Source organism: Chryseobacterium bernardetii (genome assembly GCF_003815975.1).
Classification (GTDB): domain Bacteria; phylum Bacteroidota; class Bacteroidia; order Flavobacteriales; family Weeksellaceae; genus Chryseobacterium; species Chryseobacterium bernardetii.
This window is the reverse complement of record NZ_CP033932.1, coordinates 3416771-3443645: the sequence shown is the minus strand read 5'-3', so window position 1 is coordinate 3443645 and position 26875 is coordinate 3416771. Positions and strand designations below refer to the sequence as shown.

Below are 26875 nucleotides of genomic sequence, written 5' to 3'. Positions count from 1 at the left end.
CCAAACCATTATCTTCTCAAGTAAGTAGCAGAAGGCAGAAGGCTTCCCTGAAATCATATTGCTTCAGGATATCTGAAAATAAATTGTATCCAAATATACCTCTTTCTTTACAAAGATAACAGGATTATTCTTCTACTCTTTTAGAAAGTGCTCTCAAAACCAACAGACTTATGATAACCAAAACGGGTCCAAATAAAACACCCGCTGATGATTTTGAAGTATTCACAAACACTTCATGATTTTCATCCGGGTAGTGACTGGATTGTGCTGCAGCATAATTACAACAATAGTTTTCACTTCCAATGCAGTTTTCATTAATATCACTGCTCTCATCCGGGCCATCGGTTATATTCCCAACAGATCTTCCCTGTCCTTTGGTACATTGAAAAATAAACATCAGAATCAGAAAAAAAATTAAATATAATCTGTACATAAAAAAGGCAGTCATGGTTATTCCCCTAAAATATAAAATTTTATAATATATAACTGTAAAAAAGATAAACCCTATTCTAAAAAATAAAGCAATAATCACATGGCATTTTTATCAGCCATACTGAACTAGCAAACTCATTTTATTAAGATTTTGATGTATATAACCCTGGATAGTGTTCAAAAATTATGATCTTTTGGACTTATTGATAAAAATAAATCTGCTCCACATCTTTAAAATACTTGTATCTGTCTTTTATAATACTTCTGAGGCCAGGCAGTTGCATACACGAAAAATATTAAATAAATTTGAGAAGTTACTGCACATTATCGCCATAATTATCTGCTTTGGCTGGATATAAGAAACACTTTTAACTGTATGGATTTCAAAAAAATCAAATATTTTTTCCTTGCATTTTTGATAACAGGTTTTGTTTTTACAAAAAATATCTTTCCCATATCCTATCAGGTCCGCTCCATCATTGGTTTTATTATATTGCTGGTATATGCTTGCGGAACCTATATCTTGATTTATCGTCCTATTGTTTCAGACAACAAGCTTAAAAAGCACCTATTCTTAAGACTTGGTGTTCTTATTCTTTTGCTGCTCATTGCCCTTATCCCGTTATGGCTTCTTAAGGACCGGAACGTTGGTATGGGAGCTGGATACATCTATTATTTTGTCATGATGCTATCAGGATATGCCACCCTAATTTATGCCATTATTGAATCTCTGCTGTTGTACTCAAAGAAAAAATATGAACAGACTGCTATCAATATTGCTTTAGCCATGGCTATATATTGTTTTGTAATTTTCAGCGGATTATTTGGTTTTTAATTCCTTTATGCAGATTAAAAAATATGAACATCCGGACAAATAAGCTGTTCTATTAATTAAAATAATAAGTTGTAGTAAGATCTCCCTTAAAATCCGGTTTAGCTTCCTGTTTATTTGTATTAAGTTCAAATAATCTTTCGCCATTCTTATTTCCGGCACGTATCTTCAGTAAAAACCAGCCGTTTTCCAGGTTCAGTCTTATGCTGTTTTCATCATTAATACTTGAAATATCTTTTAAATAGCCAATGCCTACCACTCTCAGTTCGTTATTGGAAGTTTGAAATATCCAGCCATCAGACTGTGCAGCAACTTCTTCATTTTCTAACACCCGGTCATCATTAGCAGAAATGCAGAATGAATAATAATCTTCTTCTACTCCTATTACAGGAATAGCAATTCCTGATCTTGTTATCACATCTCCATGTTCATTTTCCACAAAATATTTGAGGATATTGTTCCCCGGCAGATCATGATCCTGCAGGTATTTTGTTAAAAGCTCCGGACTGTATATAACAAAGCCTTTAAGTTCTGAAAATATTTTCTTCATATTATTTTTATTAGATTGATTTAAAATATTGCTTGCCTGATCCGGCTATACTTTTTTACTAAATACTGATAGACTTTATCCTTCAAAAGCAGGCTGATAACTTCTTTCTGCTGAGATCATTCTTAATGATGATTAAAGTTGTCAGTATTTAAACATTTCTTTTTGGACATTAGCAAATATCCCTGAAACAAAGGCTTCAGAAAATAATTTAAAAGAATTGGCTAATGGGGAATTATAAACAATTTTATTAAACGCTCAGGAGCAGATAGCCCGAATAGCTTTGGTCTTGTCTTTCAAAAATTAAGATTTTTCTTTTATTACTGTCATAATCTGTAAATTTAATCGTTAATAATACTTTGTGTGATATGATGGTATAACAAATATAAAACGGTTATTGATATCCAAAAAATTTTAAGGCACTAATCTGAAAATTTGTAGTAATTCTACGACTTTTGCATAATATTTCCACAACTTAAGATATACACAAAATGCTGATCGGTCCTATTGTAAACCCATACAAGACATGAAAACAATTTATAAAAGCCTTTGTTTTTACACTAAAACGGGAAATAATTAATCTTTTTATATTATTTAAATAAAATAGCTGCCAATTGCTCTTTGCAGCCATTTATTTTACTTTATTATTATTGTTTCCGGAGTTCCAGTACTTTTTTTAAATAAACATCAGACTGCTCCAAAAATTCCTGATGTGTTGGTTGTATTGTATAGTGCGGAATAATCCCCTGCCCTTTTTTCTGGTCCGGAAGGTTTTGGGCATCCTGAATGACGTGAACAATAGAAAAACCTGTCTGAATTCCTGTATTAGGAAGTTCATACACTAATGGAAGGTGACCGTTATGTTCGTAATATCCGCCAACTGTTTCATTTCCTATCACTATGGCATTGGTATAAGACTTTATTAAAGATGCAAGATAAGAGGCCGCGGACGCTACACGTTGGTCTACCAAAAGATAAAGCTGCCCTTTAAAGGTTCTTTCATTAGGTAAAATGGAAGGATTCTTATCATCTGCCCAGTAATATTTTCCTTGGATCTGTTTAGGATAAAGCTGTTTCAGGTAAGCATTGATACCCTGTTTATCTTTTACTCCATTGGAAAGAAAAAGAGGGGTAATCACCAGTTTTTCTTCCATAGGAACCTCATTGAACCATGTGTAAGCGTAATGACTGTCACGGAAAGGTTTGGGAGTGAGATAAGTAAAAACTTTTTCATAGAGAGCTCCGGTTCCGCCGGTATTCCCTCTAAGATCAATGATAAGGTTTCCTATTTTCTCACGTTCCAGAGTATCCATCATCTGCTCAAGAAAGATACTGAATTTCTTATAGGCCGGATCTTCATTACCTGTTGCAAAATCAAAACCTCTTACTGACAGGCGGTATATATCATCTCCCTCTTTGGTAAAGCTATATTTTTCTGCCATCAATTTTTTATCAAGGATAAGAGAATGTCTTGATTCCTGAAGTTTTTTAAAATCTTCTAATGATATTCCGGGCAGAGTAACTTCATGAACCTGCCCTTGCCACTGATAGCGGATGGTGTAATGTTTATGAGTCCCGAATTCTATGTAAAACTTATCCAGTATTCCTCTTTCAAATCCTGTTATCTCCCTGTAAGGCATAGAATAACCATCAGAGAAATAGTATTGGGAAAAGCGGTTAATTATTTCTTTTGCAGTGATGCCATTAATGGAAATAATTTCAGCAGCAAGGGGAATTTTATTATCTTTTGAATTCTGCAGCAAACGGCCATCCATATTTTTCAGTGTGACAGGAAGATATTCAGGCCTTTGGGTAAGATAATAGGAGGCATGATTGGGAAGGTCGGTATAATTATGGCAGCTTCCTTCAAACCCTGTAACCTTGGCTATCACTTTATAGAAATCGAAAATATTTTTACTGTTGGCAGCTGCTTCCTCTGCTTTCTGGTATAAGCTGTCTATCTGCTTCCTGCTTCTGTAAACATACAATCCTGAATTTGCCTTTTCTCTTATGGAGCGGAAAGTACGCAAATCTTCAACAAACTGAGCAGAAGTGAACTGACCATCCAAAACAGTAACCGTTTTGGACTCCGTAATAGAGATTTTTGATGGTCTGGCTTTTTCAACATACGACTTTGCCCAGACCCTTAGTTCATATTTTTTCCCTTTTTCAGGAGTATAAAACAGTCGTTCTATACTTTTTATCCCCTTAGAATCATCCTGTTCCTTTATTTTTTTACCTTCCATAAACAAGGCTACCGCAACATTCGCATTATTTGACTGAACGGTGATCCATCCCGGTTTATGAGTTTCCGGTGAGTACTTTAAAGTATCTCCAGGCTTTAATTCAATATTTTTCTGTGCATATACGAAATTTACCACCAGTAATAAAGGGATAATAAAGGATTTTGCCATTATCAGTTTTTTGAATGGCAATATACAAATTAACCTGCATCCTTATAACAGGCCCTTCATTGTATTGAGTTCTACAGCTTCACGCTCAAGTCCTGAACTTCTTCTGCTGAAAAACCAAAGATCTGCGGGGTTCTGACATCCAAAAGATTGAGATAAATATAAAGTTCGGCCCTGTGATGGATTTCATGCTCTACCATTGCTCTAAGCCATTTCCATATGGAGATTGGATTATTTCCGGGGGTAAGGCATTTACGGTTAAGGTCCTGATCTGAAAGTCCATGAATAATTTCCAGCGTTTGTTTATGCATTTCATTGAAAAAGGTGACGGTATTCTCATATCCGTCCGCCAGTTCTTTTCCACATCCCGGATAAGCACTTTCTCTTCCTGAAATGGTCTCTCCGTACATATATCTTTCTATAGCTGCAATATGTCTTATCTGATCTCCTATTGTGAATTTTCCAGGTTTATAAGCAAAATCAATGTGTTCAGGAGGAACAGCTCCGATGATTTTATTGGTTCTTGCCCTTATTTTTTCATAATAATCTATGAATGATGCTACAGATGTAATTTCCATTTCAAAAAAGGTTTTTCTGTATTGTGAATATAGCAAAAATCCCCCATATGATAGAGGGGACTTTTACAGTAATAAACTTTCAGTTTACACTCTTGATTGAGGGAAAGGTTTTATTTTTTAATATTCTTTGTATTGAACATTGATATGCTTAACCGAGCTTTTAAATAAAAGAAGAATAGTTTTTCATTTTCGTCGTATTATTAAAATCTGAACACCATAGGAGAAAGATTGAACTTTTAATTCATATTGAATACCAGCACTGTCATTTTTGACAATAGAGATTCAGTATCATTATCATAACCGGCAAAGGATGAAGGGATAAAATTAACGATCTGGGCTTTATTAGCATCTGTTGTTTTAGTTGCCCAAGCAGTATATTTAACAATATAAGTCTTTGTGATATCTGAACTGCCGGTAGAATTGTCAATAATAACCTGTTTTTGAAATGATACTGGGAATGGGGCATTTAGTAAGCGGTCATTGGATATTACTATATCTGAAAAATTAGCATATCCTGAAGTTATCTTAGCATTATTTTCATCAAATAATCCAAATATGCCTTGTCCTGCTGCCCCTGTAGCAAGAACTTCTGCCCGCACAGAACCATTAATTGTAAATAAAAGTATCTTCTTTTCCCCTTTTTTTATAGTATAATTGAAAGCCAGGCCGGGAACAGCTGATGTACTGCCTACATTTATGGTAACAGGATTGGTACCCTGCAGATAAAAGATATTACTTAACACTCCTGACACAGACTGGGAAAAGAAACTTCGTGATACAGAACTTATATTGCCTTCATTATCCTTTACCAAAAAATCAATATTATCAGAATTTGTACTGGAAACATTTCTGATACGCATATCGCCATTCACATCTAATGTCTTTGTTGGGCTAGGTGTATTTATCCCTACTTGTGAGAATACTACTTGTGACATTAAGGAAAACAGTAAAAAAAATTTTCTTTTCATATTTAAATATTTATTGTTTTATGGTGAAAAATTAAATGTTTAGATTGGTCTGTTTACGAATTTAAAATTCAATACACTTAGGTGTGAAAAGTTTTGTAAAACAATTGAAAATGCATAAAAGATCAAAAAAAATTACCCCCCAACGACTACTCTATTTTTAAAACATAATGACAATCAATACATTACGTAATTCGCCTAAATTATGAAAATCCCATAATGAATTTGCCAATAAATATATTCTTAGCCATTTACTGAGTACTAAAAATTATATTTACTCCAGCTATCGAGATGCCCAATAAAATCCCCATAAGAAGATTAAAAAGCAGAAGATTTTTCACTAAAAAATGATATCTTTACCGCGTTTTTCTTTTGTTCTAAAACAGTCATAATGAAATTCCGGTCTTTTATCCTTTTATTAATTATCCCTATTTTTTATTTTCCTTTCTCTCGGAATGTCAATAACAATATTAATATATTAATAAAGTTATCTGATGATTTTAGCTATAGGGACCCACTAAAATCATATATGTATTCTAAAAGGGCCTGCCTGCTTGCAGATAAATCCGGAACTTCAAAACAAAAAGCAGATGCTTACTATTATATGGCCCGGAACATGATTTTTATGGGGCAGTACAGAGCAAGCTATGCTTTTATAAAAAAAGGAAAAAATGAAGAAGCGGTAAAAAACGATTCTTTTTTAATGGCTCTTTTCACCGAATTAACCAGTATTTATTATTCCAGGCTTTACATGATTCCACAGGAAATGAAGGAAAACAAAGCTGCATTAAAGCTGGTAGCTTCTGATAAAAATACAGAATCAAAGCTTTTTGTTTCAAGAATATATATGTGGATAGCCGACTGCTATACTGAGAACCATCAATATGACTCAGCCCATTTCTATATTAACAAATCTATACAGCTTGTTGAAGAAATACCTGAAAATCAATACCTTTCATTTAACCGTATGTTTAGAAGAAAGGCCTACAGTTACTTTTATAAAGCTCAGATATACAACAGGGAGCATAAAGAAAAACAAGCCCTTCCGTTCATAGAAAAATCTTATACCCAAGCCATTAAAGAAAATCACACATATATATATCCTATTTTAGAAGCATACGGAGACTATTATTTTTTATCAAAACAATACCAAAAGGCTATCAGCTATTATAAAAATGCTATTGAAAATAAAAAAACATATCTGTATCCCTGCGCAGATATGAACCTTAAGATTTCTCAGTGTTATAAAGAAATAGGAGATATTTCCAATGAAAAAAAATATTTAAGGATATCAGCGGAGCAAAGAAGATTTGATGAAAAAGTAACCAGAGAAGATCTTGTACGAACTGCAGAAGGCCTTTTAAACGAAGAAATAGAAAAAACCGCTGCCACCAGAAACAAAAATATCCTTATTTATACTTCCATCCTATTACTTTCCATATTGCTTTTAACATCTATTATTTACAGGTTAAGAGAGAAAAAAAACAAAATAATAGAAAATAAAAATGACTTGCTGCAAAAGAAAACAAATGATCTGGTAATTAAGGAAAAAACAATTTCTGCATTACAGGACAAAGTAAATGGCTCCCTTTCAGAACTGACCCAGATGGTAAAAGATAATGCACCTGAATTTTGGAACAGTTTTCAGACAATTTATCCTGATTTTACTGGAAAAATGCTAAAAATAGATCCTAAATTCAAAACCTCTGAACTGATACTTTCAGCTTATCTTTATCTTGGCTTTACAACAAAAGAAATTTCACAATACACCTTTAAATCTGTAAAAACCATAGAAAATAACAGATATAATTTCAGAAAAAAAATCAATATTTCCTCAGAAGAAGACCTTTCTATCTGGATTAAAGAATATATAAAAAATGCAGAAACAGAATAATGCTCCTGAAAACACCAGATTTGGAACTTATAACATATTTTATGGTCTAATATGTCATTTCCAGTTCATCAAAATCCCTGATTTCCGTAAGGTCAAGCAATTTTGTAATTTTAATATTACTCCAGGTAGTTTCAAATATTTCGTCCCCACCCTCTGCTTCTTCGTTGGTATTAATATCTTTTCGTTTCTTTTTCGTTAAAAAGTTAATGCTGGTTGTACTGTTCACCAAGGGTCCATTATTGGAACTTTCATCATATCCTATGAGCTCAAATCCTGAATTCTGATATCTGAATATATACCTCCAATACCCATACTTTCCGTGAGCATAATGTATAATCAGGTTACCTTTTTCTGCCTCAACAATAAGTTCAGGAGAAAAATAGGCTCCTCCATCTTCGTTTTCGGATGAAAAACAGTTATTGTTTTCTGCAGCCAACTGATACCCATTCTGATTTTTCAAAAGCACAATAATACCACGACGGTTCATATCCAGCTTACCCCGAGATTCATGGTTTACGATATTGGCATCATCTATTTTTTTGATAATGAGCATGCAGTCTTCCAATCCATCTTTATTGAGATCTCCATAGGATTTTTCAAAAATCCTATACCCTTTGGGAATAAAGTCGGCAGGATTCTTCCCTGTCTGTTCAACTGATACCGGCGAAGCTGTTACAGAATTACTTGTATCTGTTGTTGTAGAAATTAAATCATTGTTAGCTGGCGGGAGCTCTGCTTTTACTTTGTCTTTTGAACAACTGCAGATAATAATAAGTGAAGGAATTAAAAGCCAATTCAATCTGGTCAAAAGTTTTCTCATGAGATTTATAGGTGTAACCAAATTTACACATTTGATCTGAGTTTGCCTGTAAACTTTATATTTTCTTATAAATAATAGCAGCTAAATACATCCATCACTAACCTATTCTGATCATAAATTTTTAAAATTAGATGTATTGTTTTTGTGACGATAATCACAAAGAAGATCAGTACCTATCCTTTAATTTTGCTTATATAAAAAACAATATTATGAGTAACACAAACCAAAATGTAGCGGAACAGTTTATCCAGTACTTAAATGAGGAAGATTTCGATAATGCAGAAAACTGTCTTGATCCTGAGTTTAAATTCATAGGTGTACTGGGAACAAGAGAAAAAGCTTCAGTGTATATGAAAGACATGAGGCAGATGAAATTTAAATATCAGATTATTAAAACCTTTACTGCGGGGGAAGATGTTTCTTTCTGGTATATGATTGATATGGGAAACAAAACCATAGAGGCTTCAGGATGGTATCAGATAGTTAACGGTAAAATTATTTCTTTAAAAGTGTTGTTTGATCCACGCCCACTGTTGAAAGAATAATATCTTAAAGTATAAGCTATTCTTTCAAAAAATAGCTCATAAGAAAAAATTCCGGGTCAGTTTAAACCCATCCGACTTTTTTTCTCCACAGAATATAGCCCCTGTCTCTATTATCAATTTCAGGAATCTCTTCCGGATTAGGAATCTGATGAATTTCTTTTTCCGACAATGGCGGCAAATTAACTTTCTCCCGTTCTCCGTTCAGATTTTCTTTATCTTCCACCGGAAACAGGAGTCCACCGGCAGTAAGCTGAGTGCCATATTTTTGAGGTCTGCCCTGAAAAACCTGGATCCGGTCATAGAGATAGGCTTTATTTTTCAGATTAATATCATGATAATTCTCTTCCATCATTGCATAGCATTTCTTCATAAATTCAGGCTCTCCAATGGAATGCTGAATAATCAGCCAAGCGGCATCACTAGCTTTTTGACCAACCTTTGAGATGGTTGGAAATCCTATTTCACTTATAATTTCCCGAAGCCTTTGCGCATTAGCCTTATGCACACTTTCCATTTCCGGATGATATCCATCCGCTAGTTTTCCTTCTCCAGCAAGTCTTTCCCTTACTGCAAGATCGTATTCTGCAAGATGTATTAATTCCTTTTCAAAAGGGTGTATCATAGCATTATAATTTTTTCAACAGATATTTTGGTGGTTCTGTATATCCTTCTTTGTAATAAAACCGACGGGTTTGTTCTCTATGGAAATACCATACAATTCTATCCTGTCTCAGTTTCATTTCCGAACTGTTGGTTCACAATACTCTTCTATAGCTTTTCCAGTTCCTGAACTTCTGTAATTTTCATCAACGGAGAGATAGCTAATCCTTATAAATAAATACTGAAAAGCAGCTATTTATTCCTTAGGCGGAAAAGTAATACCTGCATCCTGAATCAGATCATAGCCATACTTCATAATGGTTTCAATAACCGGAATTGCTTTTTTACCTTTCTCAGTAAGGCTGTATTCTACTTTTGGCGGAACAACAGGATATACTTCACGATGGATCATTTCCTTATTTTCCAGCTCTCTTAGCTGGCTGGTCAGCATTTTATCTGTAATATGCGGAATATCTTTCTTCAGCTCGCTGAAACGAAGCGGTTTTTCCTGCAATCTCCACAATATAGGCATCTTCCATGTTCCGCCAATATGGCTTAAAGCAAATTCAATTGGGGTATAATACAATCTTTTATCATGAAAGAACTGAGGCATAATATTGTTTTTATCGTTACACTTTCAAAAAGGTAAGTATAGAACTAAAAGGTAAGTATATAGTTTCCTGATAGTCTATTCTGCAAATTTGCACAAAAAAATTATGAAATCGAAAAAAAACCTTTATGTACTTGCACTAGGGGTATTCGGAATTACCACAACAGAATTCGGAGTGATTGGAGTATTGCCGGAAATTGCCGCCACATTTAATATTTCCATTGAAAAAGCAGGTTGGCTGTTGAGTGCCTTTGCCTTAACTGTGGCTGTTTTTGGTCCGTTTATGCTAATTGCATTGTCATCATTCAAAAGAAAGAGCCTGCTGATTTCTTCTCTTTTTATTTTTACAGTAACCAATATTCTTTCTGCTTATATTGGAAATTTTTATGGATTATTGGTGGTGAGAATGCTTCCTGCATTTTTTCATCCCGTTTACTGGTCTATTGCTTTATCTGTTGCCGGCATGACGTCTGATCCTTCTGATAAGTCCAAGGCAGTGAGCATCATCTTTTCCGGGCTTACATTGGCTACTGTCCTGGGTGTTCCTTTAGCCACTTTAATGTCTGATCTGTTTTCCTGGCAGTCATCATTTTTATTAACCGCTTTTATCAATATGGCTGCATTAACTGGAGTCCTGTTTTTACTGCCTTCCATTGAAAAAGAAACTGAGGCTCCAATGGTATTTGATTTTAAAATACTCTGGAATAAACATCTCTGGAGTGGTTTGTTCATTGCATTTTTTACGATTTCGGCTATGTATTCCACTTATGGTTATATGGCAGATCTTTTGAAGAATGTAACGCAAATGAATGGAAAACAGATCAGCATTATGCTCTTTATGTTCGGTATGGTTGGAATTCTTGGAAATAAAATAGCAGGAAAGTATATGAGCAGGTTTCCGTTTCAGATTACTTTTATATTTCTTATTTCATTAGCAATCATCCATCTGTTGATCTATTATTATGGGATTTATTTTATTCCAATGGTCTGTATTATTGCATTTTGGGGACTCGTTCATTCGGGTGGATTTCTCATCAGCAATATAAATGTAACCTCTTCTGTTTCCGGTTCTCCGGAATTCATCAACAGTATTTTTACTTCCTGCGGAAATTTTGCAGTCACTGCCGGAACTTTATCCGGTGGGTTCTGGATTGCTCATTATGGTATTGAGAATATTATGGGATCCAGTATAATTACCATAGCATTGGCTCTGATGATGATACTCACCAAGGGTAAGCGTGTGAAATAAGCAGCTTTCGGTCTCTATTATAAGATTTTAAAACCTGAGTGTATTCAGCTGGCTGAAATCCTCCTTATCATATATAGTCTGAATACTTCCGTTTTGCAGCAATGCAATTTTATCGCAGGTATGAAAAAGAGTTTCAATAATATGAGAACTGATCATAACCACTTTGTTCTCTGATTTTAACCGTCTGATAATATCATAAAGGAGATGTACACCTTCAAAATCTACTCCGTTGAAAGGTTCATCCAGAATATTAACGGGCTTATTCAGCATCAGCATTCCAATCAGCGCCAGCTTTTTCTTCATTCCACTGGAATAATACTGCACATATTTTTTCAGTGGAAGTTTGAATTTTTCAATCATTTCTTCAATCTCATCTTCTTTTTTTGAGGAGAAATAAGACAGATATTCTTCTCCGGTAATATAAGGGTAAAAATAGTTTTCCGTTTCCAGGTAAGAGATCTGCTTCCGTTGCAAACGCTCATTTTTCCAGTTAATATTTCCGGAAAATGACAGACTTTGATATAAAGTCTCAAATAAGGTGGTCTTGCCTGCTCCGTTTTTTCCGAGAATTCCCAAAATACACCCTTCTTCAATAGATAAGCTCAGATCATTTAAAACTTTCTGATTCTTAAATTCTACATTTATATTTTTAATTTCCAACATAATTTCTAATCGTTTGGTTAGCCCCTCTTATTCCTGATTTAAGAAGAAACAGCGCGGGAATAATGGTGATACTACACAGCAAGTATTCAAAATACACCGCCATACTGTAATCGCTTTCCTTATTTTTATGATTATAATTTTTATATTTCCTAACGAGAATCAACAGGAGATATAGATTCATAAAAGCCAAATAGTACAGTATATAGAAGCTTTCGTATGGATTTAGAATTAAAAACGAACAGCAGACCGGCAAAAGCAGTGCATTGAAAAGCACAGTGTTTTTTCTTATCTTTTCCTGTAATGTATACTTTCTGAAATACATTTCAAGCATTTCCTTACTCTCATGCGGCTGATAAACAGGAGAAATGAAATCCAGTACAAAAGTTCCTGCCAGGATGAGTGTTACTATATGATAAGAGGAAAACATAACAATAACAAATCCAAGGATTACCTTCCAGCTGTTCTTTCGCAGAAATCCTTTCCACTCAAACAGAATGTTGGGTATAAAGCCCCATTTTAAACTCAGCCAGGGGGTTGCTCTTGGCGGAACAAAAGCTAATACAGCTATCAGTAAATATAATATTAATCCTGTTTCTTCAATTTTATAATTGATATTTCCCAATAGTAAAACACTGTACATAATTACTGTTTCCAACAGAATGACCCATCTCCAGCTTTGTACAAAAACCTTTTTCAGAAACGGAATGTCCTTCCTTTCTCCATGAAAAAAGCCTATAAGTATAAAAAATATGGCCGGGTAATAGTAATATTCCGGCAGTTTTATAGCGACCAGAGCGCCTAAAACAAGCAATACCGGGATACTGACCTTAGGATTGAGATTGAATATCCTGAAACTCTGACTGATTCTGAATTTAAAATGGCTGATTAGTTTTTTCAAAAGCTACTGATAATATCTTATAAGTTTTAATGAATATGCTTTATCAGATACAATTTGCTCTGACTGGCAGTAAAAAGCTGAAAGTTGAGATTTTTATCTGAGAAATACAAATAGGAAACATATTCTTTCTCCAGCTCAGCTTTGGAAATTATGATCTTAAGAAATACATTTTTCTTTTCCTTACGTTGTTATTTTCCTCTCCTGCTTCCTGCCTTTACAAAAAACCATCAAACCTGCGCTACTGGCAAAGGTTTGTGCTTTTATATTGTATTTTGGTTATCACTATGGTTCCTGCATGATTTTTTTAACTTCATTAAATTCATTTTCGATAACTGTATCAGGCTTGTAAGTTAATAAGGAAACGATAATATTGGTTACTAAGGAAAGAATGAATCCCGGAATGATTTCATACCATTCTTTCAATGGATGCTGAAGATACACCCAGGCCAGCACAGTAATTCCTCCTGCCATCATTCCTGCAAAACTCCCCTGCCAAGTTGTTTTCTTCCATAAAAGAGATAAAAGAATCAATGGTCCGAATGCAGAACCAAAACCAGCCCATGCATTCCCTACCAGATTAAGGATGCTGTCTTTAGGGTCTAACGATAAAAGTCCGGCAATAACCGCCACCAACAGAACAGATAGTCTGCTGGCCACCAGGAGCTGCTTGGGAGTTGCTTTTTTATTCAGGAAAGCTTTATAAATATCCTCCGTTAACGAGCTTGAAGTTACCAATAACTGAGAAGAAATGGTACTCATTACTGCTGCCAGAATGGCTGTTAACAGAAAGCCTGCAATAAACGGATGGAATAAAATACGGGAGAAGTAAATGAAAATAGTTTCTGCTTCAGTTTTTGATCCGTCAAACCTCATCATGGTTTCGATATCAAATTTCTGCAGGTAAGCAATTCCTACCAACCCGATAGCTAAAGCTCCGGCAACAGTAAAGATCATCCATGTAATCCCGATCTTTCTTGCTTTTACCAGGTCTTTTGGCTTATCAATGGCCATGAAGCGAACTAAAATATGGGGCTGTCCACAGTATCCTAATCCCCAGGCTAATAAAGAAACAATACTTATTGTAGTGGTTCCCCGGAACATATCCAGGTATTTTGGATCTTTAGCTTTAATCAGTGATAAAGTTTCTCCTACTCCTCCAATCTGAGTAACGGCAACAATAGGTACAATAACCAAAGCCAATACCATAATGGTTCCCTGAACGAAATCCGTAAAACTTACTGCCAGAAACCCTCCTAAAAACGTGTATAAGACCACTACTAAGCTTGTTAACAGCAGCCCTGCGGTATAATCCATTCCGAAAGCTGATTCGAAAAGTTTTCCGCCGGATACCATTCCTGCTGAGGTGTAAAGAGTGAAAAATACCAGAATAAAGATAGAAGAAGTGATCTTCAGAAGATGGTTTTTATTTTTAAATCTGTTTTCAAAAAATACGGGCAGTGTAATGGCATTTTGGGCAACTTCGGTATAAATCCTGAGCCTTGGTGCCACAATAATGTAGTTAAGAAATGCGCCAAGTGTTAACCCTATTGCGATCCATGAACTGGAAATACCGGAAAGATACATAGCTCCCGGAACTCCCATCAGCAGCCAGCCGCTCATATCCGCAGCACCAGCAGACAGTGCCGTAACAGCAGCTCCCATTTTTCTTCCTCCAATTAAAAATTCCTCCGAATTGTTTGTTGATTTTCTATAAGAATATATGCCTATACCTATCATTAATAATAGATACAACCCCACAGAAATCCCTTCATATACTTGCATATCATTTTTTTTATGAAGCCGAATATAGCCATTTTTTAAAAAATGAAGAAACACCAATCCAAAGCAGTATTACCTGCTATATGCTAAAAAGTACGTCCAATAAAGGAGACTTTATATAATTTGTAAACCGGTTGAAAGGTCTTTAGGATTACATATGCATAATACTTTTCATATTGTTTTGCTCTATTAGCACTTACTTCATCAACTTCTGAGCTCTTCTCAGGTTATCGGTGGCCTGTAGAATTTTATTTTTCAGAATAGGATTATAATCAGGATTTTTCAGAAGGAACTGATTAACTACCTCAAGAGCCTTTGGGTTCTGATAGCTGCCGAATGTAGAACGAAGCCAGTTATCCGGAAAAAATATATCTCCTGTTTTCTGAATCTCCTGTAAAATTTCCAGGCTCTCAGGAAGATAATGAATGGAGGTATGCTGCCTTAACGGATGATGCAGATAACTCAATGCTGAGCCTACTGCCGACTCATTGGCTCGGTTCTGTTTTTGCATAAGCCCGTTGAAGAAATCATCACGAACTTTCTGATCAGACGAAGCAGCCTGCATAATAATTTTAAAACGGTTTACCCGATCCTGGTTTTTAATTCTTGTCAGCTGCTCCTGCAAAAGCCCAGTATTATTTGAATTTCTTATTGATAAGGCTAAAGCAAGATTGGTGAAGTCTTCATCATTAAGCGAAACTCCCTGTGGCGGAGTCTGAGATTTCCAGATCGTGTACAGATTATCATATGCCTCCTTGGATTGGAAAATATTCTGATAGCCATCAAACACAATTTTCTTATTATTTTTTGCTGTTTGCTCCTGTAATGCTTTCCATAAAATATTTTCCAGATTTACAGACTCTTTCAGCCTGGTATTTTCCGGTAAGAAATTCCAGTAAATAGAAGAAATATACCCTGTAATCAAGCGAAGATTCAGTTCCGTAGTTTCTTTAGACAGCTGTGTTGCAAAAAATGTTAATAATTCCTGAGCGTCAATCCCTGAGCTGTTCATCATATTTTCATATAACGAAATATAGGCGCTGGCACGGCTTATCGGATCTTTTACCAGAGAAAAGTCTGAGATAACCGATTTATCCGTTTTGAATACTCCATAGGCAATCCCTGATGAATTTTGGAGGATAAACAAAGGCCTTCTCTTTCCTTTTAATCCGGAAATATCCTGTTGCTTTGCATCTAATTTAACATTAACCTTTTCAACACTGTCAGGATAAAATAAACTGATTTCGAATGCCTGTGGCCATAATTTATGTTCTTTTCCATATTCCGGCTTTTGGATAACGGTAAAACGTTCTATTGTATCACCATTATATTTCACATCATAATCAATAACAGGTCTTCCCGGTTCATTTACCCATACTTTATTCCAGCTTTGCAGATCTTTTGGCGTGTGTTTATCAAGAATAGCAATAAGATCCGGCCAGCTTGCATTATTAAAAGCATATTGGGTAAGGTATTCGCTTACTCCTTTTCGGAAGTCTTCTTCCCCGATCAGCAATTCCAGCTGCCGCATCATAATAGGTGCTTTGTTATAAATAATAGGTCCGTACATCATTCCTGCATTCTGGAGGTTATCTAAAACCTGACGGATGGGATTTGCTCCTAATGTACGGTCTACAGAATAAGCCGCCGGGAAATGAGTTGTTAAAAACTTAAGATCATATACCCTTTTATCTGCAGATGCTCCGGTACTTTTATCAGCCATAAAATTGGCAAAAACTTCCTTCATCCAGACATCATTGAACCAATCCATCGTAACCATATCCCCGAACCAAAGGTGAGCCACTTCATGGGCAATCAGATTGGACCGGTTGTTCAGCTGATTCTGCGTAGCATTCTTATCTAAAAACAAGGTAGAATTCTGGAACAATATGGCACCCGGATGTTCCATACCTCCGAATTGGAAATCCGGAACAACTGCCATTCCATGCTTTTGGAAAGGATGTTTAATACCTGTCCATTTTTCATAATAGACAAGTGAATTGTGGTATAATGTAAAAATAGAGTCCATGCTGTTCTTAATTTTCACAGAATCGGTTTCACGGTATAGCATTCTGGAATCCTGCTGGCTGATTTTTTCAGTATGGTTCTTAAAATCGCCGGCAGCGAAAGAAAAAAGATAAGTAGGAATAAGATCTGACTGATTAAACTTCAACGTTTTCTGTCCGTGCTGAACAAAGGTATCACTAAGTTTTCCGTTGGATATGGCACTCCATTTTTCAGGAACTGTCAATACCAGGGAATAGTTAGCCTTCAGGTTCGGCTGATCGAAACATGGAAACATAGTTCGGGCGCGATCCGGCACAAATAAGGCATACAAGTAGCCATCCCGTCTGTTCAGCGCTCCGTCTCCTGCCAGAAAATTAAAATGAATCTGGTTAGACCCTGATTTAAGATATTTTGCATCAATAATCACATGTTCATTTTCCAGAACCGGCTTTATTTCCTGCCCGTTCACTGATACGGATAAAAGAGATGAGGGATTCTCCTTAAAATCGATTAGCAATGGAGACTCATTTTGTTTTTTATACTGAAAACGGAGAACTTCAGTTCCGGAAATCCTTTCTGTCTTATTTTCAGGAATTTTCAGGCTGAGTTCATATTGAATCTCACTTAATGTACTTTTTCTCAACTTTGCCAGCTCATATGAAACTCCTGATTCTATCTTGGCCCAAGATTTCATTTGTGCATGGTAGCCGGTATTGAAAACAACTAAGAATAATGCTAACAGACGTACTTTTTTCATACATCAAATATAAGGATTGGAAGCTAAGGGAAAAACATCAATTTCGGATACAGCTGTAAAATTGAGTTTTTATTTCAAGCACCAACGAGGTTCTTTTTACCGGACAGCTATTATTTACTTATCATTTATCATTGTATACTACCAGAATCCGGTTGAGGAAAGCGGTTATCTTTGTAAATCTCTCTTTTAAGCAGTTTATTGAGTAAAATGACATTCCCGCTGTATTTACGGCAACAATATCATTTTCTTTTAATAAAAGGAATAGAATAATCATCACTTTTTCAGAATACTCAGCATCTTCCAATGCAAAATCTTCTCCGATGATACTGCTTACTTCTTTTCTTAATTCTTTAATATTACGTTTTTTTAATTTTTCATAACAAAAATCCACTTTTAAACAGTCGCTATCCGGAAAATTAAGAAATGCGAAAATATCAGAATGGTTTTTAACATCACCTTTCATGTGGCGCAATTTCCCTGAATTGATATCATTTACTAAATAAACCTTTCCTTTTTCAAAATGCATACTTCCTATTATTTAATGATTTCTAAAAATGCCAATACTGTAACAAGAATCATAAACCCTAATGCCGCATGGTACCCCATAAGTGCAGTATAGGTACTTTTGTGATAAGCATCCAAATGTTTAATATTTACCAAAATCCCAACACCATTTAAAACTATAACAGCGGCCAGAATTATTTTTCTACCTGTAAAATTGTTTCCCAATATCCAATAAAAGAAAACAATTCCTACGGTAATAATAATCAAGGAAAACAGTTCTAATTGAGTTTTCTTCATAAATTTTTTATCAGTTCTTATTAAAAAAATGATTCCTTACCTTTATAAATACTACATACAAAAGAGTTAAAACTGCAGCACCCACTACAATAAGAATCCACCAATAAGGAAGCACCCAAAACAGGAAATATTTAAAAGAATTAATACTATAAGACAATATATTATCTGATGGATAGATTTGTTGAAAAGCGCTGTCTGTAAGCCCTAAAGCGAAAATAGGTATCGACAGCAATATCACGCATAAAATAAAAGCCTTTATTGTATTTTTTCTCATCATCCGGTCATTTATATTTGAAGTTTTTACAGTTCCATTAATTATTTCATAAAGCTACATACTATTGTTTCAGCTTACAACTACTTTTTTTTCAAAAAATTAAATTTATTTTTAAATAAAAAACACATATACAGGATCGTTAACAAAGGTTTTTCAAAGAAAACTGACAAATTATTTTTTCATCTATTTATAATAATTCCAGATAAACGAAATTATTTGTACTTATTATCATAAATTATTAATACTTTAGCGGAATAATTGAAACGAATGGGCATACTCCTTAAACCAATTGATATTGTAGATGACATTTCACAGGAAGACTTCCTTGAGAAATACTTAAAGCCATGTAAGCCCGTGGTCATAAAAAATATGGCAAGAAAGTGGCCTGCATATCAAAAATGGACCATGGAATATATGAAAGAAGTAGTAGGTGACGTTGTTGTTCCTTTGTATGACAGTGCCAAAGCAGATCCTGCAGCTCCTATTAATACTCCCACTACCAAAATGCCTTTTGGCGAATATGTAGACCTGATTCAACGGGAGCCCACAGATCTCAGAATTTTCTTTTTCGATCCAATTAAATTTGCCCCAAAACTGTTGGATGATTATATTCCGCCTAAAAGTTTAATGGGTGGATTTTTAGATAAATATCCGAGTATGTTTTTTGGGGGTAAAGGCTCTGTGACTTTCCTTCATTACGACATCGATATGCCGCATATCTTCCATACCCATTTCAATGGAAGAAAACATGTCCTTCTTTTCGAATATAAGTGGAAAACCCGTTTGTATAAACTTCCTTATGCAACTTATGCACTGGAAGATTATGATATTGCCAACCCTGATTTTGAAAAATTCCCAGCCCTGGATGGTATTGAAGGAATAGAATGCTTTCTGGAACATGGCGATACCCTGTTTATGCCTACCGGCTGGTGGCACTGGATGAAGTATCTGGATGGTTCATTCTCTCTTTCTCTTCGTGCATGGGATAAAAGCTGGGCTGTAAAAGCACATTCTCTATGGAATCTTGCTGTTCAGCGTAATTTTGATAATTTCATGAAAGGCAGATATAAAAAAAGATATATGGACTGGAAGGAAAGAAAAGCTGTTGAAAGTGCCAACATAGCTCTGAAGAAAGGACTTCCTAAATAATTGCACTTTAATTTACCGGTTTTATGGGAAATGCAATGTAAAAATGATTAAATTGCATAATGAACCCGTTCCCTTAATACCTGATGTATGTTCGAAAAATTGATTGACAGCTTCGAGAAGCTGTGTCTTCAGATTATTATTGAAATACTGCTGGTGCCGGTAACCATTTTTAAATTGTTCCAGGATCCCCGCCGCTGCTACGACCTTTCTGTTCATGAAATGGAAAAGGAAGAAGGTGAACGGTTTCACGACTACCTGTCTCCTATTAAACTCTCTGTATATACGTCAGTAATTGTATCTGTTTTATTAATGGATTACAGCGGGGAGCATAATTTCCTGTCGAAAATCAAAGGATTAAGCATGGTGGAAAAAGCCCTGTTTATATTCCTCATGAATAATATTACTGCAGTACTGTTCAGTGTGGTATTATTATGGTATAAAAAAGAAAAAGTAAATACTGTAGCTTTCCGTACCCTGCTTTTCTCTTTTATCTATACTACAGTTTATACTTCTACTCCGTTTTTCATTCTGATTTTCTCGGTAATGTTACTGGGTCAGACCATAGATGTACAATCTTATATCAACCATATTGACAAACTGGCTAGCTCAGGAACGTATAGTTTCAGAGATTACGTATTTTTTATCATCTTCATATTGTTTATTATCCTGATCATAGTTGGATTGTTCAAACTATTCAAAGCCCTGCATCATATTCTTAAAGAAAATTTCCGCTACCATCCTTATGTGGTGTGGTTTTTCACTTTACTGTTTTTTCTTATACAGCTTTATTATACCAAAGGTTTTGTATAATAAAAAACAAACCGCCTCTCAATTCCATATTACCATACAGTCAGAAATTATTTTCGCAAGGAAAGGCTTACAAAAGAAGACTAAGCAATAATAAAGTAAATAGAATGATTTTTTAACAGCATACCGCCTGTTCATTTTTGTTTAAATTTGTGAAAAACATCAGCCAATGTCCAAACCTCGCGAAAGAATATTAAGTACTACTTTGCTCCTGTTTCATAAACAAGGTTTTAACAGTACCGGTATTAATCAGATTATTGAAGAAGCCAAGGTTTCAAAAGCAAGCTTCTACCAGCATTTTAAGTCGAAAGATGAGCTGTGTATTGAATTTCTCAACAGAAGATACGATTATTGGATATCTGAACTTGAGAAGTTCATTTCCGGTGCTTCATCTCCTGAAGAAAAGGTCCTTAAATCTTTTGATTTTCTCATTTATATGAATGGAAAAGAAGATTTCAGAGGCTGCAGCTTCTGGAATATCTTATCTGAAATACCTGTTGAGAAAGAGGAAATTCATTCCATTTTGCGCTATCATAAGAATAAGCTGAGAATATTCTTCAATAATGAAATCAAGGATGAGGCAGTAGCAACCCATATTTATCTCCTTTTTGAAAGCGCTATACTTACCAGCCAACTCTATAGGTCAGATGAATTCATTCAAACATCCAAAATTATTATTAAAAATATACTTCACTCACACCCTTCCTGCTAATAAATCCTATATTCAGGGGAGGATAATGATTAAGATTTTATCGAAATTCTTTCAAAACAACCAATACCCTTGTACCGCAGTGCAATCTTTCAGTGCGGTTTTTGGTAAGGCCCTGTCATCCTTTCAGGCCATCAAAAAATTCCCGCATTATTTTTGAACTCTCACCGGGAACTCTCAAATGAACAATTTACCGTATTCATCTGTAGTCATATGTCCTTTAAAGGCATCCGGCATTCTTTCATACTGTTCATTTACCTGTTCCAGCAGCTCTCTGAACGATCTATAATCATATTTTTCAACAAGAAAAGGAAGGGCGTTCTTTCCTCTTAACAGCTCATATTCCTGATAGTTATATGGAGTTGTTTTCTCTGTTTTTGCTAATGAAATTTTCATTCTGTCCACTAATCTGCTGATGTCTTTTTCTTCTGCAAACTGTGCCCATCCACGCAGGGCATACACTTTCATATCAAGATATCTTTCTTTTCTGCATGCCATTTCAAAAAACGGATGAAGCTCAGGATATTGATGGGTCGTACAGCAGCTTCAGAATTTTATTGCGATAAGAAATCTCTTTGGTGTTCGTATAAATCCGGATCAGATGATTCAAGTTTTCAGTAGTAATATTCTCAGTGTTAAGTTCAAATAATGCTTTTTTAAAGTCAGGATGCCTTTCTTTTGCATTTTCGTCTGTTAAAACTTCCGGAAACGGGTTCATACCAGAGTAACTTTTAATTGGGATAATTCTCGTATGCAAATTGGGAAAAATAATTTATAATTCTGCAATAGGTTGGTATTTAAGTTTTGTGTAATCTGTTAAAACTATTTTCTCAATAAACCATTTACAAATGTTATTGTTTGCTCATGAACCTTGGATATAATTTTGTGTCATAACAATATCTTTATGAAACATATTATCCAAGAAGTTTTCACTAATATTTTAGAAAATCCTGTATTTGATTTGTCATTAATTGAACAATACTTTTCGAAAGATTATATTCAGTTGGTAGATCATACCCAACTCAATTATGAAGAATTTATTCTGCACATTAAAAAACTCAAAGAAAAAGTATCAGGACAAAAAATTGACCTCATTAATTATGCTGAAAATGGTAATATCATATTCACTCATCATATGGCAAGATCAGTATTGAAAGATGGAAGTATTGTACGGCATAAGGTATTGGCCGAGTTCACCATTCACGAAGATAAAATTATACGATGTGATGAATTGACCTTACTGTTGGAAGGTGGCCAAACAGAAAGAAATCTGGGTTCCGAAGTTTAGCTAAATGTCATTCCTTCCCTTCTTTATTAACAAATCTTAAAACAATGTTAATTTTAACTTCAAACCGTTTACCAAACAGACGTTTAATTTTGTTGTGATTTTTATCTAATTACAAGAAAGTGAAGAAAATTTTTACATCTGTATTGTTCTGTGCTTCTCTATTTTTCTACGCACAAACCGGAACTCTTTCCGGAAACATTAACGACGACGCTAAAATTGCCCTGCCGGGAGCCAAAATCTCCCTAAATCCGGGTAATATTTATACAACTTCTGATGAACATGGAAATTTTGTATTTCTGAATGTTCCTCCCGGAAATTATACCATGAAAGTTGATTATCTGGGCTACGGAACTCATCAGTATAATGTAACCGTAGAGCCTGAAAAGAATACGAAACAAAATATTATTTTCAATAAAAACGAAACAAGCATTGGTGAAATTGTGGTTTCGGGAGCTACATTGAAAAACCAGGCAAGAGCTTTGAATAAGCAAAAAAATAACTCCAATATTACCAATGTTATTTCTGCCGACCAGATCGGGCGCTTTCCTGATGCCAATATCGGAGATGCCTTAAAACGCGTTCCGGGAATTACGATCCAGAATGACCAGGGGGAAGCCAGGAATCTTATCATCAGAGGGCTTGCACCTAATCTGAACTCTGTTACCCTGAATGGTGACAGAATTCCTTCTGCTGAAGGAGATAACCGTAATGTTCAGATGGACCTGATTCCTTCGGATATGATTTCTACCATTGAAGTCAATAAAACCCTGACGCCCGATATGGATGCCGATGCCATTGGTGGTTCCGTTAACCTTATTACCAGGGCTTCTCCTAATGGACAAAGAATTTCTGCAACATTGGCAGGAGGATACAATCCTATCCGTGAAAAAGGAAATTACACAGCAGGACTGGTCTACGGAAACCGTTTCCTGAATAAAAAACTGGGAGCCGTATTCAGTTTTTCCTATAATAACAATAATTTTGGCTCAGACAATATAGAGCCTGTATGGAGCCAGGCTAATGACCGCGCCCAAACGGTTTATGTAAGCAAAATGGGTATACGGTATTATAATGAACACCGTATCAGGCATAGCTTTGACCTGAATATGGATTATGAATTCAACTCTAAAAACAAGATCTATGCTTCTGCAATGTACAATTTCAGGAATGATAAGGAAAACAGGTTTGCACTGGGATATAAAATAAAACCTGTTTATAATGCTGATGAATCTGAAATTACAGATTGGAAAGGGAGTATTACAAGACAAAACAAAGGTGGTGATGCCGCTAATGACAACACCCGTCTTGAGAAGCAGAAAGTTCAGAATTATGCATTACGGGGAGAACATTTATTAGGATCTAAAGTAGATCTTGACTGGTCTGTGAATTATGCTACAGCAAGTGAAGATAAGCCTCACCAGCGTTATATTGAATTTGAGAACAGCAAGATGAACTTCTCTCCGGATTTAAATGATCCAAGGAAACCAATGTTTACCCTTATTGCAGCAGATAACCTGGGAAGCTATAAACTAAATGACCTTTCTGATGCGAATAGCTTCACGCAGGAAAAAGAATTCGGGGCCAAAGTAAATATACGTTTTCCGTTTTCTGTAATTGACGGTCAAAAAGGAAGACTTCGTACAGGAGCAAGACTCCGTTTAAAGGAAAAAGAAAGAGAGAATGATTTTTTTGCATTTACCCCTGTAAGCAGTATGGGAAGCCTTCTGTCTGTACCTACTCTTCATCTTGACGGCCACAACTTTCAACCGGGAAATTATGTCCCGGGAACATTTGTTGATCCCGCCTATTTAGGTGGATTGGATCTGTTTAATCCCTCTTTATTCAACGGAAAGTCAAAACCGTCAAAGTTCCTTTCTAATAACTATAATGCCAAAGAACAGATCTATGCAGGATATATCCGTTGGGATCAGGATTTCAATGATAAGCTTTCCATGATCGTGGGAGCCCGTGTAGAAACTACCAAAATTGATTATACCGGAAACTACGTTATGAACGAAAAGGATCTGGTTGGAAAAATCAATAATACCAATACCTATACCAATGTACTTCCGAATTTGTCTTTCAAGTATGTACCGGTTCAGGACCTTGTGCTTCGTGCTGCATTTACTACTGCCCTTGCCCGTCCTAATTACTATTCATTGGTTCCCTATCTGAATGTCATTTCAGAAGATGAAATTGTTTCAGCTGGAAATCCTAACCTGAAAGCAACCTATGCATATAATTTTGATTTCATGGCAGAAAAATACTTTAAGTCTGTGGGAATTCTTTCCGGAGGTCTTTTCTACAAAAACCTGAAAGACTTTATTTATACTTTTTCCAGAAGAAACTACACTGCGAATGATTTTGCCAACGATTTTGCGGGGCAATCCAATCCTATTCCGGCAGGAGAAAGCAACTGGAAGTTTACTCAACAGCGTAATGGAGACAATGTAAGTATCTATGGTTTTGAAGTGGCTTTACAGAGACAGTTGGATTTTATTCCGGGTGCTTTCTGGAAAGGTTTGGGAATCTATGTAAACTACACTTATACTCATTCAAAAGCTAAAGGAATTACTAATGAAGAAGGCATTGAAAGAACAGATGTTGGGTTTCCGGGAGCTGCTCCGCATATGTTCAACGGATCGCTTTCATGGGAGAATAAACGCTTCTCAGCAAGGGTTTCTATGAATTATGCTTCCCATTATATTGATGAGCTGGGTGGAAAATCATTTGATGACCGCTATTATGACAAACAGCTTTTCCTGGATGCCAATGCTTCCTACAAAATTACAAGCCAGCTAAGAGTTTTTGCTGAAGCCAATAATTTAACGAATCAGCCGTTAAGATACTACCAGGGTATTCCGGACAGAACCGCACAGGCAGAATATTACAGACCTAGATTTACCATGGGGGTGAAATTCGATTTTTAAGAACATGAAGAAGATAACATTTTATATAGCAGTACTTGCTACTTTTCCTTTTGTAATGAGCTGCAAAGGGCAGAATCAATCAATAGAGAAAGTAAAACCAACCGTAATTACAGAAACTGTAGTTCATGATACCGATGATCCGGCCATATGGATTAATCCCCAAGACACCTCAAAGAGCATCATCATTGGAACAGATAAGGATACGGATGGCGGGCTTTACGCCTTTGATCTGAACGGGAGAATCATTCATAAAGTTCCAGGATTGAAACGTCCCAATAACGTGGATATTGAATATGGTTTTATTCTAAATGGGAAAAAGACAGACATCGCAGCGGTTACAGAACGGGAAACCAATAAGGTAAAGCTGTATTCACTTCCCGAACTCAAAGAAGTGGGCGAATTTTCTGTATTTGACGGAGAAACAGAACGTGGCCCAATGGGAACTTCTATGTATAAAAACCCTCAAACAAAAGATATTTTTGTGATTGTCGGAAGAAAATCCGGACCCAAAGAAGGCTATCTATGGCAATATAAGCTTTCAGAAAAGAATGGAAGCATTACTGGAGATGTTGTCCGTAAGTTTGGTAAATACAGCGGTTTGAAGGAGATTGAGAGTATTGCAGCAGACGATGAACTGGGATATATTTATTATTCTGATGAACAGTTTGGAGTACATCAATATTATGCAGATCCGGCCAAAGGAAATGAAGAACTTCTTGTTTTCGGACAGGGTGATTTTACATCTGATGTAGAAGGGATATCCATCTATCCTACTTCTAAAGGAAAAGGATATATTTTGGTTTCTGACCAGCAGAATGATTCTTTCAATGTTTATCTGAGGGAAAACCCGGCAAAAGGGAGAATTGCAGCAATTCCTGTTTCTACACTTGAAAGTGACGGTTCTGAGGTTACCAGTGTAAATGTAGGACCTCAATTTCCGAAAGGAATTTTTGTGGCCATGAGTAATGGAAAAGTATTTCATTTGTATGACTGGAGACTTATTGAAGAGAGAATTCAGGCAGCTCTAAAAACAAAACAATGATTTTTTAATACAAGTAATACTAATTTTTTCACCAATAGCACAATACTATTATTGCTAGATTCGTGAAAATTTGTAGTTCAATTTTCATTGAGATAACAACACTAAACCATTAAGATTAAAAAGCAATTAATAATAGTTAAGATAAGCTTCTGTTGAAGATGAGAGTTTTATTAAAATCGAAAGATTTACTCTTAATTTTCTTTTCTCTTCAAAAAATCTTAATGGTTTATTTTTATTTTAATCTATAGGATTCTTCACAAGACAATAACATGAATATTTTCACAAATA

At 35.4% G+C, this 26875-nt stretch carries 26 protein-coding genes; 10 read left to right on the top strand and 16 right to left on the bottom strand.

The features are described 5' to 3' along the window. Window positions 1-124 precede the first annotated feature (124 nt). Window positions 125-397 carry a hypothetical protein gene (locus tag EG339_RS15700; protein WP_123870908.1) on the bottom strand — a complete coding sequence of 91 codons (273 nt, stop codon included), beginning with the start codon at window positions 395-397 and terminating at the stop codon, window positions 125-127. 411 nt (window positions 398-808) lie between these two features. Between EG339_RS15700 and EG339_RS15695 the strand changes: the two genes are divergently transcribed. After that, window positions 809-1267: a hypothetical protein gene (locus tag EG339_RS15695; RefSeq protein WP_123870907.1), complete on the top strand. Its 459-nt coding sequence runs from the start codon at window positions 809-811 to the stop codon at window positions 1265-1267. A 52-nt stretch (window positions 1268-1319) separates the two neighbouring features. Here EG339_RS15695 and EG339_RS15690 read toward each other — a convergent pair whose 3' ends face one another. From EG339_RS15690 to EG339_RS15675, 4 genes are all read right to left on the bottom strand, one after another. Next, window positions 1320-1814, bottom strand: coding sequence for a hypothetical protein (locus tag EG339_RS15690; RefSeq protein WP_123870906.1), 495 nt, complete (start codon window positions 1812-1814; stop codon window positions 1320-1322). A 644-nt stretch (window positions 1815-2458) separates the two neighbouring features. Further along, window positions 2459-4225: a S41 family peptidase gene (locus EG339_RS15685; protein WP_123870905.1), complete on the bottom strand. Its 1767-nt coding sequence runs from the start codon at window positions 4223-4225 to the stop codon at window positions 2459-2461. A gap of 71 nt (window positions 4226-4296) precedes the next feature. Then, complete coding sequence (locus tag EG339_RS15680; RefSeq protein WP_123870904.1) at window positions 4297-4800, bottom strand: DinB family protein; 504 nt, start codon at window positions 4798-4800, stop codon at window positions 4297-4299. Window positions 4801-5036: 236 nt separating this feature from the next. After that, the gene (locus EG339_RS15675; RefSeq protein ID WP_123870903.1) at window positions 5037-5768 is read right to left on the bottom strand and encodes a hypothetical protein; all 732 of its coding nucleotides are present in this window, start codon (window positions 5766-5768) and stop codon (window positions 5037-5039) included. A gap of 526 nt (window positions 5769-6294) precedes the next feature. Here EG339_RS15675 and EG339_RS15670 point away from each other — a divergent pair. Then, complete coding sequence (locus EG339_RS15670) at window positions 6295-7659, top strand: tetratricopeptide repeat protein (RefSeq protein ID WP_123870902.1); 1365 nt, start codon at window positions 6295-6297, stop codon at window positions 7657-7659. A 46-nt stretch (window positions 7660-7705) separates the two neighbouring features. Here EG339_RS15670 and EG339_RS15665 read toward each other — a convergent pair whose 3' ends face one another. Continuing rightward, window positions 7706-8479, bottom strand: a complete 774-nt coding sequence (locus EG339_RS15665) for a hypothetical protein (protein ID WP_123870901.1) — start codon at window positions 8477-8479, stop codon at window positions 7706-7708. A 209-nt stretch (window positions 8480-8688) separates the two neighbouring features. Here EG339_RS15665 and EG339_RS15660 point away from each other — a divergent pair, with 209 nt between their 5' ends. After that, entirely contained in the window at window positions 8689-9024 is a 336-nt protein-coding gene (locus EG339_RS15660; protein ID WP_123870900.1) for a nuclear transport factor 2 family protein, read from the top strand. Window positions 9025-9085: 61 nt separating this feature from the next. Here EG339_RS15660 and EG339_RS15655 read toward each other — a convergent pair whose 3' ends face one another. Together EG339_RS15655 and EG339_RS15650 are read right to left on the bottom strand one after the other, a co-directional pair. After that, entirely contained in the window at window positions 9086-9646 is a 561-nt protein-coding gene (locus tag EG339_RS15655) for a DUF6624 domain-containing protein (RefSeq protein WP_123870899.1), read from the bottom strand. 234 nt (window positions 9647-9880) lie between these two features. After that, complete coding sequence (locus EG339_RS15650; RefSeq protein WP_123870898.1) at window positions 9881-10237, bottom strand: winged helix-turn-helix transcriptional regulator; 357 nt, start codon at window positions 10235-10237, stop codon at window positions 9881-9883. Window positions 10238-10340: 103 nt separating this feature from the next. Here EG339_RS15650 and EG339_RS15645 point away from each other — a divergent pair, with 103 nt between their 5' ends. Beyond that, entirely contained in the window at window positions 10341-11483 is a 1143-nt protein-coding gene (locus EG339_RS15645; protein WP_123870897.1) for an MFS transporter, read from the top strand. A 27-nt stretch (window positions 11484-11510) separates the two neighbouring features. On the opposite strand, the gene EG339_RS15640 is transcribed toward EG339_RS15645, so the two are convergent. The 6 genes from EG339_RS15640 to EG339_RS15615 all read right to left on the bottom strand — a co-directional run bounded on the left by EG339_RS15640 (window position 11511) and on the right by EG339_RS15615 (window position 18388). After that, window positions 11511-12146: an ABC transporter ATP-binding protein gene (locus EG339_RS15640; protein WP_123870896.1), complete on the bottom strand. Its 636-nt coding sequence runs from the start codon at window positions 12144-12146 to the stop codon at window positions 11511-11513. Continuing rightward, entirely contained in the window at window positions 12133-13044 is a 912-nt protein-coding gene (locus tag EG339_RS15635) for a hypothetical protein (protein WP_123870895.1), read from the bottom strand. The genes EG339_RS15640 and EG339_RS15635 overlap by 14 nt, the downstream gene beginning before the upstream one ends. Window positions 13045-13326: 282 nt before the next feature. Continuing rightward, a complete protein-coding gene (putP, locus tag EG339_RS15630; RefSeq protein ID WP_123870894.1) occupies window positions 13327-14826 on the bottom strand; it encodes a sodium/proline symporter PutP in 1500 nt (499 codons plus the stop codon). 193 nt (window positions 14827-15019) lie between these two features. Then, window positions 15020-17587: a M1 family metallopeptidase gene (locus EG339_RS15625; protein ID WP_123870893.1), complete on the bottom strand. Its 2568-nt coding sequence runs from the start codon at window positions 17585-17587 to the stop codon at window positions 15020-15022. 121 nt (window positions 17588-17708) lie between these two features. Then, entirely contained in the window at window positions 17709-18113 is a 405-nt protein-coding gene (locus tag EG339_RS15620; RefSeq protein WP_123870892.1) for a hypothetical protein, read from the bottom strand. An 8-nt stretch (window positions 18114-18121) separates the two neighbouring features. After that, complete coding sequence (locus EG339_RS15615) at window positions 18122-18388, bottom strand: hypothetical protein (protein ID WP_123870891.1); 267 nt, start codon at window positions 18386-18388, stop codon at window positions 18122-18124. Window positions 18389-18929: 541 nt separating this feature from the next. Here EG339_RS15615 and EG339_RS15610 point away from each other — a divergent pair. From EG339_RS15610 to EG339_RS15600, 3 genes are all read left to right on the top strand, one after another. Beyond that, window positions 18930-19811 (top strand): cupin-like domain-containing protein, encoded by an 882-nt coding sequence (locus EG339_RS15610; protein ID WP_123870890.1) that lies wholly within the window; start codon window positions 18930-18932, stop codon window positions 19809-19811. Window positions 19812-19898: 87 nt separating this feature from the next. Next, window positions 19899-20621: a hypothetical protein gene (locus EG339_RS15605; protein WP_123870889.1), complete on the top strand. Its 723-nt coding sequence runs from the start codon at window positions 19899-19901 to the stop codon at window positions 20619-20621. Between the two features lie 166 nt (window positions 20622-20787). Further along, window positions 20788-21330, top strand: coding sequence for a TetR/AcrR family transcriptional regulator (locus EG339_RS15600; protein ID WP_123870888.1), 543 nt, complete (start codon window positions 20788-20790; stop codon window positions 21328-21330). 174 nt (window positions 21331-21504) lie between these two features. Here the strand turns inward: EG339_RS15600 and EG339_RS15595 are convergent, their stop codons facing one another. After that, a complete protein-coding gene (locus EG339_RS15595; protein WP_123870887.1) occupies window positions 21505-21825 on the bottom strand; it encodes a hypothetical protein in 321 nt (106 codons plus the stop codon). A 19-nt stretch (window positions 21826-21844) separates the two neighbouring features. Next, window positions 21845-22045, bottom strand: a complete 201-nt coding sequence (locus EG339_RS15590) for a hypothetical protein (protein ID WP_123870886.1) — start codon at window positions 22043-22045, stop codon at window positions 21845-21847. A gap of 186 nt (window positions 22046-22231) precedes the next feature. On the opposite strand from EG339_RS15590, the gene EG339_RS15585 reads away from it, so the two are divergent. From EG339_RS15585 to EG339_RS15575, 3 genes are all read left to right on the top strand, one after another. Next, on the top strand, window positions 22232-22615 hold the full coding sequence (locus tag EG339_RS15585) for a hypothetical protein (RefSeq protein WP_123870885.1): 384 nt from the start codon (window positions 22232-22234) through the stop codon (window positions 22613-22615). A 119-nt stretch (window positions 22616-22734) separates the two neighbouring features. Further along, window positions 22735-25545, top strand: a complete 2811-nt coding sequence (locus tag EG339_RS15580) for a TonB-dependent receptor (RefSeq protein ID WP_123870884.1) — start codon at window positions 22735-22737, stop codon at window positions 25543-25545. A 4-nt stretch (window positions 25546-25549) separates the two neighbouring features. Next, window positions 25550-26587: a phytase gene (locus tag EG339_RS15575; RefSeq protein WP_123870883.1), complete on the top strand. Its 1038-nt coding sequence runs from the start codon at window positions 25550-25552 to the stop codon at window positions 26585-26587. The last annotated feature ends 288 nt before the right edge of the window (window positions 26588-26875 follow it).